The organism is Luteitalea sp. TBR-22 (genome assembly GCF_016865485.1).
Classification (GTDB): domain Bacteria; phylum Acidobacteriota; class Vicinamibacteria; order Vicinamibacterales; family Vicinamibacteraceae; genus Luteitalea.
In genome coordinates this window covers 6,091,238-6,107,914 of sequence record NZ_AP024452.1, presented here as the reverse complement: position 1 = coordinate 6,107,914, position 16,677 = coordinate 6,091,238, and the positions used below count along the sequence as shown (strand labels likewise).

11 protein-coding genes are annotated in these 16,677 nt (G+C 72.6%); 7 read left to right on the top strand and 4 right to left on the bottom strand.

Going from position 1 to position 16,677, the window contains the following annotated elements; genetic code table 11:
• Position 1 precedes the first annotated feature (1 nt).
• Positions 2-1,546, bottom strand: a complete 1,545-nt coding sequence (locus TBR22_RS25180) for a DUF1800 family protein (RefSeq protein WP_239490601.1) — start codon at positions 1,544-1,546, stop codon at positions 2-4.
• 72 nt (positions 1,547-1,618) lie between these two features.
• On the opposite strand from TBR22_RS25180, the gene TBR22_RS25175 reads away from it, so the two are divergent.
• The 4 genes from TBR22_RS25175 to TBR22_RS25160 are packed head-to-tail and all read left to right on the top strand — an operon-like array spanning position 1,619 to position 7,239.
• Positions 1,619-2,935 carry a metallophosphoesterase family protein gene (locus tag TBR22_RS25175; RefSeq protein WP_239490600.1) on the top strand — a complete coding sequence of 439 codons (1,317 nt, stop codon included), beginning with the start codon at positions 1,619-1,621 and terminating at the stop codon, positions 2,933-2,935.
• Between the two features lie 24 nt (positions 2,936-2,959).
• Complete coding sequence (locus TBR22_RS25170) at positions 2,960-4,339, top strand: M14 family zinc carboxypeptidase (protein ID WP_239490599.1); 1,380 nt, start codon at positions 2,960-2,962, stop codon at positions 4,337-4,339.
• Between the two features lie 13 nt (positions 4,340-4,352).
• On the top strand, positions 4,353-6,269 hold the full coding sequence (locus tag TBR22_RS25165; protein ID WP_239490598.1) for a PAS domain-containing sensor histidine kinase: 1,917 nt from the start codon (positions 4,353-4,355) through the stop codon (positions 6,267-6,269).
• Positions 6,270-6,306: 37 nt separating this feature from the next.
• Positions 6,307-7,239, top strand: coding sequence for a carbohydrate kinase family protein (locus TBR22_RS25160; protein ID WP_239490597.1), 933 nt, complete (start codon positions 6,307-6,309; stop codon positions 7,237-7,239).
• 138 nt (positions 7,240-7,377) lie between these two features.
• Here TBR22_RS25160 and TBR22_RS25155 read toward each other — a convergent pair whose 3' ends face one another.
• The gene (locus TBR22_RS25155) at positions 7,378-8,853 is read right to left on the bottom strand and encodes an NAD(P)/FAD-dependent oxidoreductase (RefSeq protein WP_305068756.1); all 1,476 of its coding nucleotides are present in this window, start codon (positions 8,851-8,853) and stop codon (positions 7,378-7,380) included.
• 189 nt (positions 8,854-9,042) lie between these two features.
• On the opposite strand from TBR22_RS25155, the gene TBR22_RS25150 reads away from it, so the two are divergent.
• Genes TBR22_RS25150 through TBR22_RS25140 form a run of 3 tightly spaced genes read left to right on the top strand, consistent with a single transcriptional unit; the run spans position 9,043 to position 11,085 of the window.
• Positions 9,043-9,981: a ketopantoate reductase family protein gene (locus tag TBR22_RS25150; protein ID WP_239490596.1), complete on the top strand. Its 939-nt coding sequence runs from the start codon at positions 9,043-9,045 to the stop codon at positions 9,979-9,981.
• A gap of 7 nt (positions 9,982-9,988) precedes the next feature.
• Positions 9,989-10,807: a sulfite exporter TauE/SafE family protein gene (locus TBR22_RS25145; protein WP_239490595.1), complete on the top strand. Its 819-nt coding sequence runs from the start codon at positions 9,989-9,991 to the stop codon at positions 10,805-10,807.
• Positions 10,804-11,085 carry a DUF1634 domain-containing protein gene (locus TBR22_RS25140; RefSeq protein WP_239490594.1) on the top strand — a complete coding sequence of 94 codons (282 nt, stop codon included), beginning with the start codon at positions 10,804-10,806 and terminating at the stop codon, positions 11,083-11,085. Before TBR22_RS25145 ends, TBR22_RS25140 begins: the two co-directional genes overlap by 4 nt.
• A 200-nt stretch (positions 11,086-11,285) precedes the next feature.
• Here the strand turns inward: TBR22_RS25140 and TBR22_RS25135 are convergent, their stop codons facing one another.
• Both TBR22_RS25135 and TBR22_RS25130 read right to left on the bottom strand, forming a co-directional pair.
• Entirely contained in the window at positions 11,286-14,528 is a 3,243-nt protein-coding gene (locus TBR22_RS25135) for an N-6 DNA methylase (protein ID WP_239490593.1), read from the bottom strand.
• Positions 14,525-16,675, bottom strand: coding sequence for a DEAD/DEAH box helicase (locus tag TBR22_RS25130; protein ID WP_239490592.1), 2,151 nt, complete (start codon positions 16,673-16,675; stop codon positions 14,525-14,527). The genes TBR22_RS25135 and TBR22_RS25130 overlap by 4 nt, the downstream gene beginning before the upstream one ends.
• Positions 16,676-16,677 lie beyond the last annotated feature (2 nt).

The window sequence follows — 16,677 nt, the reverse complement described above, 5'->3', positions numbered from 1 at the left end:
GCTATCTCCGCTGGAAGTCCGGTGATCCGATCAGCAGCGCCGCCATCTCCTCCGGCGTGCGCGCCCTGGCCATCGTCGCCATCGTCGCCGGCGACGGCGCGCGCAGCAGGAGGGCTTCGGCCATCGCCATGGCCCGCGCCTCCGCCGTGTCGCCATCGACCTCCGGCAGCCGCGGCGGCCCGACGCCGCGCAGCCGGCCGGCGGTGAGCGCCACGGCCACGTTCATCCGCTGCACGAGCGCCCCGCCGTTGGTCCACGCCCCGGCCTGGTCGCTGTATCCCGTCGGCGGCTCGGCGAAGTAGGGCGGCATGCCGAGGGCACGCAGCTGTTGGGCGAGTGGCCCGGCCATCCGGACGTCGGCGTCGAGCACTCGCAAGGCACTGGTCACGAACTCCAGCGGCGTCTTGATCTTGGTCCTCCTCGCCGCCGGCGCCAGGAACTCCGGCGACTCCAGCAGCGCGCGGGTCGTCTCGCGCAGGTTCCCGCCCGTCGCCATGAAGCGCGCCGCCACCCGCGCCACCAGCGCGTCGGACGGCGTGTCCGAGACGAACCGCACCGCGAGCTTGCGGGCGAGGTGCCGGGCGGTGGCCGGGTGCCTGGCGAGCATGTCGAGCACGCGCTCGCCCTCGTCGCGTCCTCCCGGCGCCAGCGCCTGCCCGAGCACGGTCTTGCGCCCGGTGTCGTGGCGCCTCGGGTCGAACACGGCCTCGCCGCCGCGCCGCGGCTCCCGGATCGTCCAGCCGGTGAACGCGCGGGCGACCTCGACGACGTCCTGCTGCGTGTAGCCGCCCTCCACGCCGAGCGTGTGCAGCTCGAGGAGCTCACGCGCGTAGTTCTCGTTGAGGCCCATCGGGCCGCGCCGGGTGCGCGTGCCGGGCGCGCTGCTCTGCCAGTTGTCGAGGTAGAACAACATCGCCGGGCTGCCGGCGACGGCGCCCAGCATGTCGCGGAACGACCCGAGCACGTGCGGCCGGATCGCGGTGCGCTCGAAGTCGTGCACGTACAGCCGCACCGGACCCTTGCCGGCGAAGACGTTGAAGTGGTTGAACCAGAAGTCGACGAGCAGTTCCTCCACCTGGCGTTCCGCGCTCGTCGCCCGCATCAACTTCTGCGTGGCGAGTTCCACGACGACGGCGCGTTCCGGCCCCGGCGCCTCCATCCGCATCGGCTCGCCGATCGGCGCGGCCTCCTCGCCGGTCCGCGCGGCGGCAGCGCGCCGCCGCTCCTGCGCCGGGATGAAGTAGGTCTCGGCCAGCGTCCGCGGCGTCATCGCGAGGGTCGGCAGGCGGGCCAGTCGGGCGTCGAGGGCGGCATCGGGCGACGCCTCGGGCCGCAACTGTTCGTCGAGCCAGGCGGCCAGGCCCCTGGTCTGGATGCGGCGGACGAGGTCGGGCGTGGCGCCGAAGCTGGTCCGTCCGGCGACGTGCGCGGCGGTGTCCGGGTCGAGCAGGTCGCGGGGCGGCGCGGCGCCGAGGCTGGCCGCGACCATGGCGGTGGCGAGCAGGACGATGAAGGACGAGGGGCCGCGCGACGGCAGGAGAGGCATGGTCATGTCCCTGGGCAGGCTCCGTGCTAGCATGCGCCCGTTGGTGCGATTTCTCGCGCCGCGCCATCACGTTTGACGGAATCTTCACAGGTCATCTCGGCCCGACGGTTGGGGCTGCTGGGTGCGATCGCGCTCGCGTTGGCGTCTGCCCTGCTGCCTGCGCAGTCGCCGACGGCGATTCCCGACGCCGATCCCGGGCGACGACCCTCGCGGGTGGTGCTCACCTGGCGCGACGACCCCGCGCGCACGCAGGCGGTGACGTGGCGCACCGATGCGCTCGTCGACGAGGCGTTTGCCGAGATTGCCGAGGCCAGCGCCAGTCCCGGTTTCGGCGCGCTGGCGCGCCGGTCGCCTGCACGGACCACCGCGGTCCCCATTGCCGGCGCGACGACGGCCTACTACCACGAGGCGCGTTTCACGGCGCTGCGCCCGAACACGTTGTATGCGTACCGGGTGGGCGATGGCGCGACCTGGAGCGAATGGTTCCACTTCCGCACCGCGTCGCTCGAGCCGGCCTCGTTCTCGTTCATCTACCTCGGTGACGCCCAGAACGACATCCGCTCGCTGTGGTCACGGGCCATCCGATCGGCGTTCGTCGACGCGCCGCGCGCCCGGTTCGTGCTGCACGCGGGCGACCTGGTCAACGTCGGCGAGAGCGACGAGCAGTGGGGTGAGTGGTTCGGCGCCGGCGGGTGGATCAACGGGATGATCCCGCAGGTGCCGGTGGTCGGCAACCACGAGTACGGGCGGCTGAACCGCGACGACCCGCGGCAGCTGAGCGCGCTCTGGCGGCCGCAGTTCGCGCTGCCGGAGGACGGGCCGGAGGGCCTGACCGAGACCACGTATTCGTTCGACTTCCAGGGCGCGCGCATCATCGTGCTCAACTCCACCGAGGAGTCGCGGCTCGACGAGCAGGCGGCCTGGCTCGAGACACGGCTCAAGGACCACGGCCAGCGCTGGACCATCGTCGCCTTCCACCACCCCGTGTTCTCGGTGGCCGCCGATCGCGACAATCCGCGAATCCGGGCGGCCTGGAAGCCCCTGTTCGACAAGTACGGCGTCGACCTCGTGCTCACCGGGCACGACCACACGTACGGGCGCGGCGAGAACCTCGTCGACGGCACGTCGCGGCGCGAGGACGGCGGTCCGGTCTACGTCGTGTCGGTGAGCGGGCCGAAGATGTACGAGGTGGGCAAGGGCCGCGAGTGGGCCACCCGCACCGGCGCGCACGCGCAGCTGTATCAGGTGATCACGGTCACGCCGCAGGCCCTGAAGTTCGAGGCGCGCACGGTGACCGGCCAGCTGTTCGACGCCTTCGACATCACGCGCGCCCGCAACGGCCGGCGCCGCTTCATCGATCGCAAGCCGGAACTGCCGGGCACCTACTGACCGGGCCCGCCGGTCGCCATTGCCATGCCACGACCTGCTGCCTGCCTTCCCGCGCTCGCCCGCGGCGCCCTGCTCGCGTGCCTCACCCTGGCGTCCTCGTGCGTCGCGGCGTCGCAGGACCTCGCGGCCCCGACGCCCGAGGCGCTGGCGCGCGCCTGGTCCGAGGAACACGTCCCCTTGCCGCCGGCGCCGCTGGTGACGCACGCCCTGGTCGAGGCGCAGGTCGCCCGCCTGGTGCGCGAGAGCGGTGGCCTGGTCGCCAGCGAGGTCCTCGGTGAGTCGGTGGAGGGGCGCCGCATCCACCACCTCACGATAGGGCGCGGCTCGAAGGCCGTCCTGCTCTGGTCGCAGATGCACGGCGACGAGCCCACGGCGACGTCCGCCCTCTTCGACCTCGGTCACTGGCTGGTGCGGCACCGTTCGGAGCCGGTCGTCGCCCGCCTGCTCGATACGCTCACGCTGCACGTGGTGCCGATGCTCAACCCGGACGGCGCCGAGCGCTACCAGCGGCGCAACGCGCAGGGCATCGACATCAACCGCGACGCGCTGCACCTGCAGACGCCCGAGGGGCGGCTGCTCAAGGCACTCCGCGATCGCGTCGAGCCGGTCATCGGCTTCAACCTGCACAACCAGAACTGGCGCACGTCGGTCGGCACGCCGCCGCAGCCTGCGGCCATCTCGCTGCTGGCAGTGGCCTACGACGAGGCGCGTTCGGAAGACGCCCGCCGACAACTCACCAAGCGCGCCTGCGCGGTCATCGTCGAGGCGCTCCAGCCCTTCGCCGCCGGCCGCATCGGCCGCTACGACGATGCGTTCGAGGTCAGGGCGTTCGGCGACAACATCACCAAGTGGGGGACGGGTGTCGTGCTGATCGAGACCGGCCCCTGGCCGGGCCCGGATCCCGACCGCGCCCTGGTGCAGATGAACTTCGTGGCCATCGTCACGGCGCTCGATGCGATTGCCAGCGGCCGGGTGATGCAGGCCGACCCGGACACCTACGAGCGGCTGCCGGAGAACGACGGCAACCTGTTCCACACCATCGTGCGAGGCGGCACGGTGCTGGCCGGCACCGGCGTGGCGCCGTTCCTGGCCGACGTGGGCCTGGCCGGCTCACGAGTGGTGCGACAGGGGCCGGGCGGGCGCACGTTGCAGTGGCAGGGCAGCATCGCCGACCTCGGGGATCTGCGCGTGTACGGGGCGCTCGAGTCGATCGATGCCACGGGGGCGTTCGTCAGCCCGGCGTACTCGTCGGCGGTGGCCGGAGCCGAGGTGACGATCCCGGCCGGCACCGCTGCCGGGGCCACCCCGAAGGTCCAGATCGGGGCGCCGGCGCGGCTCTGGATCCTCCGTGGCACAAGCACGCCCGGACGGTATAGGCTTGAGCGCGTCGTCGAGCTCCGCTGAGGGGCCGCACCCGATGCCCGACCACGCCACGTCCACGACCGCCGCGCCCGCGGCAGGCAACCCCTCCCCTGAACGTGCGGCTCGTGAGACGGCGAGCGTCTCGGCCTGGGGCGAACTGCTGCAGGCCGCCCGCATCAGCGCCGCCGAGCAGGATCTCGACCTTCGCTACCTGGCCGTGCTCGACCAGCCCGGTGGCTCGCGCGCCGACATCATCGGGCGCCGCGAGGACGAGGTGTACCCGCCGTTGGTGGCGGCGACGCTCACGGCGATCAAGCGCGAGGCCATCGAGACCGGCACCTCCCAGCAGGGACGAGTCGAGTTGCCGTCGGACGGCATCGTCAGGTCTTTCGAGGTCACTGCCACGCCGAGGCGCGACGAGACCGGACGGATCATCGGCGTGCTTTCGCTGGCGGTGGAACTCACCGAGGCACTGCGGGCGCAGGAGCAGAGCCGCGCCAGCCAGTCGCGGCTGGCCGGGATCCTCAACTCGGCGATGGACGCAATCATCAGCGCCGACGCGTCGCGCCGCATCGTGTTCTTCAACCCGGCGGCCGAGCGGATGTTCGGGGTGGAGAGCCGCGAGGTGATCGGGCAGCCGATCGACCGGTTCGTGCCCGAGGCGGTGCGCCAGGAGCATGCGGCGCTGATGCGCAACTTCGCCGAGACGGCCAGTTCGGCGCGCCGCATCTCCCTGCCGGACCTGAAGGCGGTGCGCGCGTCGGGCGAGGAGCTCCCGATCGAGGCATCCATCTCGCACACCGGCGCGGGTGACGACCAGCTCTTCACGATCATCGTCCGCGACCGCACCGAGCACGACCAGTTGCACGCGCAGTTGCTGCAGTCGCAGAAGCTCGAGGGCATCGGCCGCCTCGCGGGCGGCGTCGCACACGACTTCAACAACCTGCTGACGGTCATCCTCGGGTACTGCGAACTGCTGCGCATGCGGCAGCGGGGCGGCACGGAGCTCGAGGAGATCAACAACGCGGCTCGCCGCGCCAGCCAGCTGACGCGGCAGCTCCTGGCGTTCAGCCGTCGGCAGGTGCTGCAGGTCGAGACGCTGGACCTCAACGGCCTGATCCGCGGCCTCAACCGCATGCTGCGGCGCATCATCGGTGAGGACGTCGTGCTCGACACGAGCCTGGCCGACGACTTCCTGTGGGTGGTGGCCGACGTCGGGCAGATGGAGCAGGTGCTGCTCAACCTCGTCGTGAACGCCCGCGACGCGATGCCGTCCGGCGGCACGCTGCGCATCGCCACCCGCGTGACCGAGCACGCCTCGGCGCAGGGGGGCGGCCCGCGGCAGTCGGTGGAGCTCACCGTGTCGGACACGGGCATCGGCATGTCCGAGGAAGTGCGCTCGCGGATCTTCGAGCCGTTCTTCACGACCAAGGGCGACGCAGGCACCGGCCTCGGCCTTGCGACGGTCTACGGCATCGTCACGCAGACCGGTGGCGACATCGCCTGCTCGAGCAGCATCGGGCAGGGCTCGACGTTCCACGTGTGGCTGCCGCTGGCGCCGCCGCCGCGCGAGCCGGCGCCCTCCGCCTCTGTGGCCACCCACGCCGCGCACGGGCACGAGACGGTCCTGCTGGTCGAGGACGAGGCGCTGGTGCGGGAACTGGCCGCCCGCGCGCTGCGCGAGTACGGCTACAAGGTGCTCGAGGCGCCGGACGTCGACAGCGCGCTGCGGTACATCGACCACCCCAGCCTGGCCGTGGTCGTCTCCGACGTGGTCATGCCCGGACGCAGCGGCGACGACCTGATGACCGAGGTCGCGCGGCGCCGTCCGTCGCTGCCGGTGCTCCTCATGACGGGCTACTCGGAAGCGCTGCTGCAGCGCCCCGTGGACGCGGCCCACCTGCTCCGCAAGCCGTTCACTCCGAGCGATCTGATCGGCAAGATCCGGCACCTGATCGACCGGACGCGCTGAGGGCCGGCCCGCATCCCGGGGCGTATACTTGGGGATCGTGCCTACGTCTGCGTCAGACGCCCGCTGGGATGTGGTCGGCCTCGGGGCCAACTCCGTCGATTTCGTCTACCGCCTCCCGGCCGTGCCGCAGGCGAGCGGCACGTTCGCCAAGATGCGGATCAGCCGCGAGACCATCAGTTGCGGCGGCCAGATGACCACCGCCCTGGTCGCGTGCGCCCGCTTCGGCCTCCGCGCCAAGTACATCGGGGCGACCGGCACCGACGACAACGGCCGGCGCATCCGCGCCGAACTGGCCCACCACAGCGTCGACTGCACCGACGCGATCATCAAGGACGCGCGCAACCAGTACGCCGTGATCATGGTCGACGAGGTCTCGGGGGAGCGCATCATCCTCTGGGACCGCGACGAGATGCTGCACCTGCGCGACCACGAGATCCCCGAGCGCGCCATCGTGTCGGCGCGCCTGTTGCACGTCGACGACGTCGATCAGGAGGCGGCGATCGTCGCGGCGACCATCGCGCGCGACGCCGGGCTCGTGGTGACCAGCGACATCGACCGCCTGACGCCGCGGACCATCGACCTGGTGAAGGCGGTGACCGTGCCGATCTTCGCCGAGCACGTGCCGGCCGGGCTGACCGGGGCGAAGGACCTCGAGTCGGCGCTGCGGCAACTGCGCGAGTCGCACGACGGGCTGCTCTGCGCCACCATCGGCGCCGAGGGCGCGGTGGCGCTCGACGGCACGCGCTTCATCCACTCGCCGGGCTTCAAGGTCCACGCGGTGGACACGACGGGCGCCGGCGACGTGTTCCGCGCCGGCTTCATCTACGGCACGCTTCAGGGCTGGCGCACCGAGCACGTCCTGCGCTTTGCCAATGCCGCCGCGGGCCTCAGCTGCACGCGGCCGGGCGCGATCGGCGGCGTGCCGGCGCTCGACGAGATCGAGGCCCTGCTGGAAACGGCCCCCGCGTAGCGCTGGCAATTTGAAATTCGAAAGTTGAAATTCAGGGCGGCTCGGCCTTGCGGCCTTCGCTCGCGCGTGAACTCCCGAGGCGCGTGGCCGAAGGCCCGCGCCGCGAAAATTTCGAATTTCAAATTTCAAATTGCCAGCTCAGGCCACCTGCGCAGCCACGCCCAGGTCCGCGGCGATTCGTCGTGCGGCGTGCACGCCCGAGTGCAGCGCGCCCTCCATGTAGCCGGTGAACGCGTACGCGCAGTGCTCGCCGGCGAAGTGCAGCCGCCCGTCGAGGCCATCCCACAGCGTCGCCCCGACGCGCATCACCTGCCCGGGGGCCGGGAACGAGTACGCGCCCTTCGACCAGGCGTCGCCCGGCCAGTCCATGAAGCGTGTCGCCACGATCGAGGCCGGCAGGCCCCGATAGATCGGCGAGAGCGCCTGCATGTAGCGCCGCGTGCGCTCCTCGGCCGGCCACGACCGGCACTCCTCCGCGGCAGGACCTCCCGAGAACGCGTTCATGCCGATGCCGGCGCCGGGCTGCCCCTCGGTCTGTTCCCACGTCATCTGCACGGGACCGGTGGACAGCAGGTTGGGGGAGAGCCCGGCCCGCTTCCAGAACGGCCCCTTCAGCCGCATCAGGAACTTGATGTTCGCGCCGACCTGCGGGTGGATGTGCGCGGGCAGCGCCGGGTCGAAGGCGATCCGGTTCCAGGTGCCGGGCGGCACCGCCACCACCACGTGATCGCCCTCGAGGGCCCGGCCATCGGCGAGCCGCACCGTGACGCCCGCCGACGTGCGTGTGACGTGGGTGGCGGGCATCTTCAGCGTGATGCGGGCGCGACCGATGCGGTCGGCGAGCTTGTCGGCGAGTGACTGGTTGCCCTGCGCGCAGCGATGGGTCTCCGAGTCGGTCCAGAACGCCTCGACGCCGCCGCCCTTCACCATCGCGAGGTGCCCGAGATAGCTCTGCCACTCCGTGCGCACGCCGTTGTCGGCCGTGAGCATGGCGTCGATGGCCCGCCGACACAGGTCGGAGCAGGACAGGCCCTCGATCCAGTCGGCCACCGTCTTCAGGTCGAGCGCCACCGCGTCGTCGGCCAACCAGGGGCGGTCGGCGTCCACCTTCCGCGCGTCGCCGTTCATGGTGGCGAAGGCGGCGTCCATCTCGTCGAACAGCGCCTTGGCCTGCGCGGCGGTGAGCGACGTGCCGTCGATGACGACCGGCAGCGCGGTGTCGGCCTCCTGCAGGGGCGCCATCGCGAGTCCGAACTGCTGCGCGTAGGCCTGCCACAGCACGTGATTGGTGCCAATCAGCTCGGCGCCGCCTTCCACCACCTTGCCGGGCACGAAGTCACGGAACGACAGCACTCGGCCGCCGATGCGTCCGCGCGCCTCGACGACCTGCACGTCCACGCCCGCGCTGGCGAGTTCGTACGCCGCCGCGAGGCCGGAGAAGCCCGCGCCGACGACGATGACGCGGCCGCGCGAGGCGCCCTGCGCGAAGCCGCGACTGCTCAGGAGCAGGCCGGCGCCAGCCGAGAGCGAGGTCAGGAGCATCTGGCGGCGGGTGAGCCCGTCGCGTCGGTCCGGTGAGAAGCGGTCGTGCAGCCGCGCGTACAGGGATCGCATCGAAGGTGACAACGTCGGCCGGCGCCGGCGCGAACGGGGACGAGCGCCGAGCGGATCGCGGTTCGCGGGATCGGGAGGGCGGCGCGCCGGGCGTGCAGACGTCGGCCGCCAGGCGGCCGTGCGCCGTGAAACGTCAAACGTCAAACGTCAAACGTCAAACGTCAAACGTTAAGCGTTACCATCCGTGGCGTGTCTGCGGTCGTGCGATTCGGGGTGGTTGGCGCCGGGGCGGTCGGCGGGTACTACGCGGCGCGGCTCGCGCAGGCGGGTTTCGACGTGTCGCTGGTGGCGCGAGGGGCGCACCTCGATGCCATTCGGGCGCGTGGCCTGTGGGTCTGGAGCCCGCTCGGAGATCTCGTGGTCAGGCCGCGCGCCAGCGCGGATCCGCGCGACCTCGGGCCGGTCGACGTCGTGCTGTACGCGGTGAAGACGTACGACGACGACACGGCGTTGCCGCTCCTGCCGCCGCTGATCGGCGAGCACACGCTGGTGGTGACGCTGCAGAACGGCGTGTCGAGCGCCGAGCGCGTGGCGGCGGTGGTCGGTCGGGGGCGCGTGCTCGCCGGGCCGACCTACATCGCGACGGCGCTGCGGGTGCCCGGCCTGATCGAGCAGACCGGCACGCACCGGCGCATCGTGTTCGGCGAAGTGGAGGCGCCTGGCCCCGAGCCCTCGGCGCGCGTCCTGGCGCTGGCCGAACTCCTCAGACTCGGCGACATCCAGGCCGAGCCGGTCGCCGACGCGCGCGTGCCGCTCTGGGAGAAGTTCATCTACCTCGCGCCGTTCGCCGCCGTGACGGGCGCGGCCAGGCAGCCGGCCGGCGTCGTGTGGTCCACGCCGGCGCTGCGTCGCACCCTCGAATCGGCCTTCTCGGAGACCGAGGCGGTGGCCCGCGCCGAGGGCATCGCCGTCGCGCCGGACATCCGCGACCGCATCCATGGCTACATGGACGCCCTGCCGCCGAGCACGCGCTCCTCGTTGCTCATCGACCTGCAGGCTGGCAAGCGCATCGAGCTCGATGCCCTGGCCGCCGACGTCGTCCGCAGGGGCGAACGCGTGGGAGTGCCGACGCCGGTGATGGCGACGCTGGCGGCCACCCTCACGCCGTACGCCGGCGGCACCCGGTGAGGCGCGCGTGACCGTGCTCGGGATCCTCGGCGTCGCGGTGCTCGGTGCGATCGGCGGGCTCGTCGGCTCGCTGCTCGGCCTCGGCGGCGGTGTCTTCCTCGTGCCGGCCCTGACGCTGGTCTACGGCCTGCCCTTTCGACAGGCGGCCGGCATCGGCCTGATGACGGTGATTGCCACCTCCAGCGTCGTCTCCTCGCACAAGGTCGGCGACGGCACGGTCAACTTCCGCCTGGGGATCGTGCTCGAGATCGCGACGACGCTGGGCGGGCTGGCGGGTGGGCTGACGGCGCAGGCGCTGCCGACGCGCACGCTGCGCATCCTGTTCGGCATCGTGGCGCTGGTGATTGCCGTCGTGATGTACCGCCAGATGGACAAGCGGAACGCCCTGCCCGAGGGCGACACCGACACCGGCTGGCTCGGCGGGCAGTTCTACAACCCGCAACGCGAGGCGCTGGTGAGCTACCGCGTGAAGCGCCTGCCGGTCGCCCTGTTCGTGTCGTTCATCGCCGGCAACGTGTCGGGCCTGCTCGGCATCGGCGGCGGCATCCTCAAGGTCCCGGCCCTCACCGCGTGGTGCGGCGTGCCGTTGCGGGTCGCCGCCACCACGAGCTCGCTGATGATCGGCGTGACGGCGGCGGCGTCGGCGCCGCTGTACTACGCGGCCGGCGACATCCCGGCGCCGTACGCGGCGGCCTCGGTCCTCGGCGTGATGGTCGGCAGCCGGGCCGGCCTGGTCATCGCCGAGCGCGCGCGGGCCCGCGGCCTCAAGTTGCTGCTGGTGTTCGTGCTGGTGCTGGTGGCGCTGGTGATGCTGGTGCGCGCATGACGACCTTCGAACGCGTCCTCGGTCGCACGCTCGGCCTCGGCGTGATGCTGGCCACCACCCTGCTGGCCGCCGGGCTCGCGTGGACCCTGCTGGCACCTGGCCATCGTGCCGAGCTCGTGCTCGACGCCGGCCTGATCGTGCTCATGGCGACGCCGATGGCGCGCGTGCTGCTCTCGTGCGCCGAGTACGTGCGCCAGCGCGACTGGTTCTTCGCCGTCAGCGCCGGCGCCGTGCTCGCCGTGCTCGCGGCCACCATCTGGCAGGCGATGCGGCACTGAAGCGGGAATCGGGAGTCGGGAGTCGGGAGTCGGGGGTCGGAAGTCGGGAGTCGGGCGGCGCGCCCGCCGTATTTCCCAGGCACGACTCCCAGTGCCGAACACTTGTCCGCGCCGCGAGTCCCACCGCGGCATTCCGCCATTCCCGGTATCGTGGCGGGCACCGGGCGCCGGACACCGGGCACCGGGACACCATTCATTTCTCATCCGCTCGCGTCGCGCATGCGGCTCGCCGTGGTTGGCGCCAGTCGCGGGAAGTCGGCAATCACGGCGTCGACGGCCTCCCGCGACAGTCCGTACAACCGCACCGCGACCGCCTGCAACTCCACATCGGCGACATGGTCGGCAGGATTGCGGGCGAGGCGGCCGGCCAGCCGCACCACCATTCGACGGTCCGGGTGGGTCGCGGGCGGCCGCGGCACCGGAAGCCGACCGATGAGCCGCGACGTGACGTGCGCGCCGAGGTACCGCCGCACGAACCAGTCGGCGACGAGGCTGTTCAGCATCCCGCAGAGATACAGCTGCTGTGCAAGCGGCAGCGGCTCGCGCAGGCACGCAAGCGTGTGCGTCGAGACGTGCCACGGCGGCAGCAGCGCGGCGATCAGCGAGCGCGTGTTGGTCGGTGACGAGACATCGCGGTACGCCACGCGCCAGCGCTCCCACGGTCGGGCGGGCAGCACCCGCGCCAGTGAGGCGGCCGTCGCGCGCGGCGCGTCGGCCGGCGGACACACGCCGAACGCACGCAGGTGCTTGCCATCGACGACGATGAGCTCGCCCTGTCCGTCGGGCGCAAGGCGATGGCGGTCGTCGGTGGCGTTGAGTTCACGGCCGAAGCGGAGCCCCCATGGGGGATCGGCGAGGCGCGGCCATCGCACCAGGTGCGCGAGCACCGAGAGATCGGCCGGCGTGCGGAGGTGGGGGATGGCCTCGGCCGCGCCGCTCGCCGCGCGCAGCAGGTCGCGCGACACCAGGTGGGCGCCGACACCCGCGACCGGGTCCGGCGGTGCCTGAGATGCACGGGCCGTCGCGTCGTCGGGCCGGCGCCGCGGCGGGGCGTCGACCTCCACGAGCAGCGCGTCGGTGCGACCACCCGCGCTGCCGGTCATGGCCACGATTCGCATCGAGCGATGAATCGGGAACAGGCCCTCCCGGTTGTCGACGATGGCGAGCCTGTCGATGGCGGCGTGGTCGAAGACCTGCCGTCGCAGGCCGGCGGCGCCGGCGTCGGCGAGCATGCTGCCCGGCAGCAGGCATCCGATCCGTCCACCCGGGCGCACCAGTTGCAGCATCCGCTCCACGAACAACTGGTAGGTGTTGAGGTGCCCGGTCACCTCCTTGTAGAGCCCACTGCGCTGGACGAAGCGTTGCAGGCGCGCGACGTCGGCCCGGTGGGCGGCGCGGTCGTCGCCCGACCCGAGGTCGCCGCGGAGCATCTCCCACGGTGGGTTGGCCACCACCGCGTCGAAGCCGCCCCTGCCATCGTCGAACACCTCCGGGAACTCGAGGGCCCAGTGCAGGCAGCCGCCGGAGGAGGCCGCGGCGAGCCAGCGGTCGCGCAGATCCATCACTCGCGCCGAGGCGCGACACTCCGGGCTACTCTCCCGCAGCGCATCGTCGACGGCCCGCCACATGGCTGCGGTGACCTGCGCGTCGTCCATGGCCGCGCCGCACCACGCGTCGGCGCGCGACCGCCAGCGGGTGACCGCGTCGCCGTCGCGCAGGTCGGAGAAGCGGCGGGCCTTCTCGCGCACGTCGTCGGCCGTCAGAGACGGTCGGGCGGCCAGAGCCCGGAACTGCGAGCCGAGCGTCGCGGCCTCGTGGTGCCAGTGCTGCAGGTCGAACAGCGTCAACTGTCCCTCGTCACGCGATGGCCGCGCCGTCTGTGCCCGCACCGGCGGACGCGCCAGCAACCTGTCGGGCGACACGCCGACCAGGCTGTCGCCGGCGCGGATGTGCGCGTCGAGCCAGGTGAGCGGCCGGTCGGGCGCCAGCGACAGCAGCCACAGCGACAGGCGCGCGACCTGCACGGCGCGCGCGTTGACGTCGACGCCGTACAGGCACTGCTCGGCGATGCGCCGCGGCAGCGCCTCGCGATCCTCGCGCGGCACGTCGAGCGGACCGCCGCGTCCCTCGCGCACCCAGGCCGCCTCGACGGCGCGCACGAGGTAGCGCAGAGCGCTGGCGAGGAGGGCGCCACTGCCCATCGCCGGATCGACGATCCGCAGCGCGAGGATCTCGTCGGCGCTCGCCTCGGCGACGAGGGGATCGAGGGTGCGCGCCACGAGCTGGTCGGCCATCGCGCGTGGCGTGTAGAACGCGCCGGTGCGCTTGCGCAGCAACGCCGGCTGCGCATCGCTGCCGGGAGCCATCAGGTGTTCGTAGAGCGCCCCGAGGTGCTCGACGTCGAGCGACGACAGGTCGACGGGCGTGCCCGAGTGGCTGCCCGCGCCGGCGAGGCGCGCAATCATGCGGCCCACCACGCGATCCGGCAGGCGACGTCCGTGCCGGGCTTCCAGGCGCTGTTGGAAGAGGGCGCCGTTGAGCGCCGGAACCTGCAGTGACCCGAGTCGGCCGCCTCGGCTCCCGAGCGCCGTGATCGCGGTCACGCCGTCGTGGATGCCGGCCGGTGCCCGGGCGCCGGACGATGGCAGCAGTCGCGGCAGGCTGTAGCTGCGGGCGTAAGCGGGGTGCCAGGACGGCACCAGCATCCGTGCATCGGCAAACAGCAGGAACAGCCACTGGAAGACCTGGGCGAGGTGCGCGTCGTGGCCACCCCGGGCGTGAAGGGCCAGCGTGTCCATCACCCCTGACACCTCCCGGCGCAGGGCACCAGCGGCACGGGCGTTGGCGGCGGCACTCTCGGTGGCCAGCCTGTCGAGCCACGCCTGCGCCGACGCCGGCCCCTGGCGCGCCGGCGCAACCTGCCCGCACTGCCAGAGTGTCTGCCATACGCGGCCGTCGACGGCCCCGTGCGCGAGGGTGAGCGAGACGTGGTCGCGCGCGTAAGGGCGAGCGACGTCGTGCCATCGCCAGTGCACGCCATTGCACACCGCCACCCACGCGTGTCCCTGCCGCGCGGCCAGCCGGGTCGCGGCGCGCTGCAGTCCGTCGAGGGAGGCGCCCCAGGGCGTCGCGACGAGCAACTGACCGGCATCGCCAAGTCGTGCCTGCGCCACGCGCACCCGTACGCCCGACACCGTGATCGCCGCGCCGGACTCCGGCATCCAGCCGAGTTCCTCGGCCAGGGGACGCAGCAGCCACTCCCACACCGCCGAGGCGCCACTGGCCGGACCGAGCGTGTCGGCGGCCGCGCGCCACACGCGCTCGCAGCGACGCATGGCACGCGTGGCAGCGGCCTCGCGCGACTCGTGCAGCGCCAGGCTCGCCAGGCGTTGCTCGAGCACGTGCGCGGCCACCCTGCCGCCCGCCAACCAGGGCGCGCTCATCCCGGCCTGCCCTGGTGTCGACGCACGGCGATCCAGCCCAGGACGCGCGCCGTGATTGCGGCCTGACCCTCGGGGCACGGCACGTTCGAACCTGGACCTTCCTGGCCGAACAGGTCCTGCCGCGTCGCACGAGCCCGAACCTCGAGCGCGTTCGCCTCTGCGTCGCGCTGCCACGCGTCGAGGCGACGCGACCGGGCCTGCGCGCGCCAGACGCCGCCCGACTGCCGGGTGATTGTCGACGCGGTGCCTGCGCGCCTCGTCGACCACGCCACGGGTACGTGCGTGGTGGCGAGCGGCGTCGCCCCGGACACCGTGACACGCGACACCTGCACGGCCAGGGTGTCCGGTGGCAGGGCCCACCGTGAACGCAGGCGGTGCCACCGGGCCGGCGGCACGACGCACGCCATGGGGCGGACCCGACCATCGCCGGCCGTCGCCTCGGCGCGACGCGCGCGGTCGAGGCATGCGGCCGCGAGTCGCGTGCGCCGCGACTCCACGCACACGCGGTGATCCATCCAGTCCGAGTCGCGGATCGCGCCGGCCCTCAGGCGCGCCAGTACCTCGACGTCCTCGGATGTGTGGCTCGACAGGAGCACCTCGTGGACCCGCCGTTGCTGTCCCATGCGATCGACCCGTCCGGTGCGCTGCGCGAGCAGGCGCGGCGAGACGGGCAGGTCGGCGTGCACCACCCACCGGCAGCGGGCGTGAAGGTTCAGGCCTTCGGCGCTCGCGTCGGTGGTGATCAGCACGTCGGCGTCGCCCGACGTGAACGCCTCGATGGCCTGCGCGCGTATCGCGTCGGGCAGTCGACCGTGCACGAGGACGAGCCGGCTGCCGTGCAGCAGGTCGCGGAGCACGCGCGCCGTGTCCACGTAGGCGGTGAAGACGACCACCGGCTCGCACGCTCTCCGGAGCAGTCGGCAGACGACGTCGAGCTTGCGACCAGAAGGGCGGAGGGCGCGCGCCTGGGCGAGCAGTCCTCGCAGTTCCTCCCGTTCGGTGCCGTGGTCCCGCCAGGCCGGCACGCGCATCGCCTCATCGTCGAGTTCGTCCTGATCGTCGAAGAGGAGCGGTCGAGCGACGGGCGTGGCGTCGGTGCCGAGCACCATGAGCCGCCGTTCGAGCGATCGCGCGAGCGCCCCGGGGCACGAGGCGGCCCGTCGCCTGAGGACCAGTGCGGGGAGGAGGCCCGCGGTGCCGCGTTCCACGCGTGCCCGGGCCGCGAAGGCGTCGAGGCGGGCGCACAGCACCGCGTGGGGACGCTCGAGGCGCACGTGGCACACGCACGTGCGGCGCGCCGGGCCGGAGCGTGCCGCTTCGCGTCGCACCACGGTCATCGGCGGCTCACCGGCGCGCGCACCGATGGCGCGCAGCGCTTCGAGCCCAGCCGGCCCTGATGCCGCCGGTGTGGCCGTGAGCAGCAGGATGCGCGCGCTCGACGAGGCGACGCGGCGGATGGCGTCGAGCCGGGCGGTTGCCGGCGCCGCCGCATGGGCCTCGTCGACCACCAGGATGGTCCACGCGGTGCTTGCGAACAGAGGCGAGACGTCGGGCTGGCGCAGGAGGTCGATGGAGGCAATCCAGCACGTCCCGCGGCGAGCCTCGTCGACCAGGCGTTGGGGCAGGATCGCCTCGGCGCGGAGGCGCACGGCATCGAGGACCGTGGCCTCGAGGCCGGCACGTTGGCGGAGTTCGGTCAGCCACTGGCCGACCAACGCCGCGGGCGCGACGATCAGCGAGCACGCATTGGGGTCGCGATCGTGCACCTCGCGAAGCAGCAGCGCGGCCTGTACGGTCTTGCCCATGCCGACGGGATCGGCCAGGAGCAGGCGACGGTGACCGCCCGAGAGCACCAGCATCGCCGGCACGGCCTGCCACGCCAGGTGATCGATCGACAGGCGCAGCAGCGCCGACGGCCACCATGGCGGCATCCATGCGCGCAGGCACGCGAGCAGCGCCCGTACCCACGCGCGCATCGAGACGCGCGCCGCCGAGTCCTGCAGTGGCCGCACGACGTCGGGTGGCGAGGCGAGCAGCCGCGGCGGATCCTGATCGTGGCGGAGCCGCCAGAACGTGACGTCGCCCTCCTGGCGTCGGTCGACGACGTCCCACTCCCTTGCGCGGCACCACACGCGTGTGTGCAGCATCT

What these genes read in the sequence shown, in the direction of transcription:
- TBR22_RS25170 (WP_239490599.1), top strand. Translation starts at nt 2,960, where the DNA reads ATGCCACGACCTGCTGCCTGCCTTCCCGCGCTCGCCCGCGGCGCCCTG.
- TBR22_RS25165 (WP_239490598.1), top strand. Translation starts at nt 4,353, where the DNA reads ATGCCCGACCACGCCACGTCCACGACCGCCGCGCCCGCGGCAGGCAAC.
- TBR22_RS25180 (WP_239490601.1), bottom strand. Translation starts at nt 1,546, where the DNA reads ATGCCTCTCCTGCCGTCGCGCGGCCCCTCGTCCTTCATCGTCCTGCTC.
- TBR22_RS25140 (WP_239490594.1), top strand. Translation starts at nt 10,804, where the DNA reads ATGACGACCTTCGAACGCGTCCTCGGTCGCACGCTCGGCCTCGGCGTG.
- TBR22_RS25155 (WP_305068756.1), bottom strand. Translation starts at nt 8,853, where the DNA reads ATGCGATCCCTGTACGCGCGGCTGCACGACCGCTTCTCACCGGACCGA.
- TBR22_RS25135 (WP_239490593.1), bottom strand. Translation starts at nt 14,528, where the DNA reads ATGAGCGCGCCCTGGTTGGCGGGCGGCAGGGTGGCCGCGCACGTGCTC.
- TBR22_RS25130 (WP_239490592.1), bottom strand. Translation starts at nt 16,675, where the DNA reads ATGCTGCACACACGCGTGTGGTGCCGCGCAAGGGAGTGGGACGTCGTC.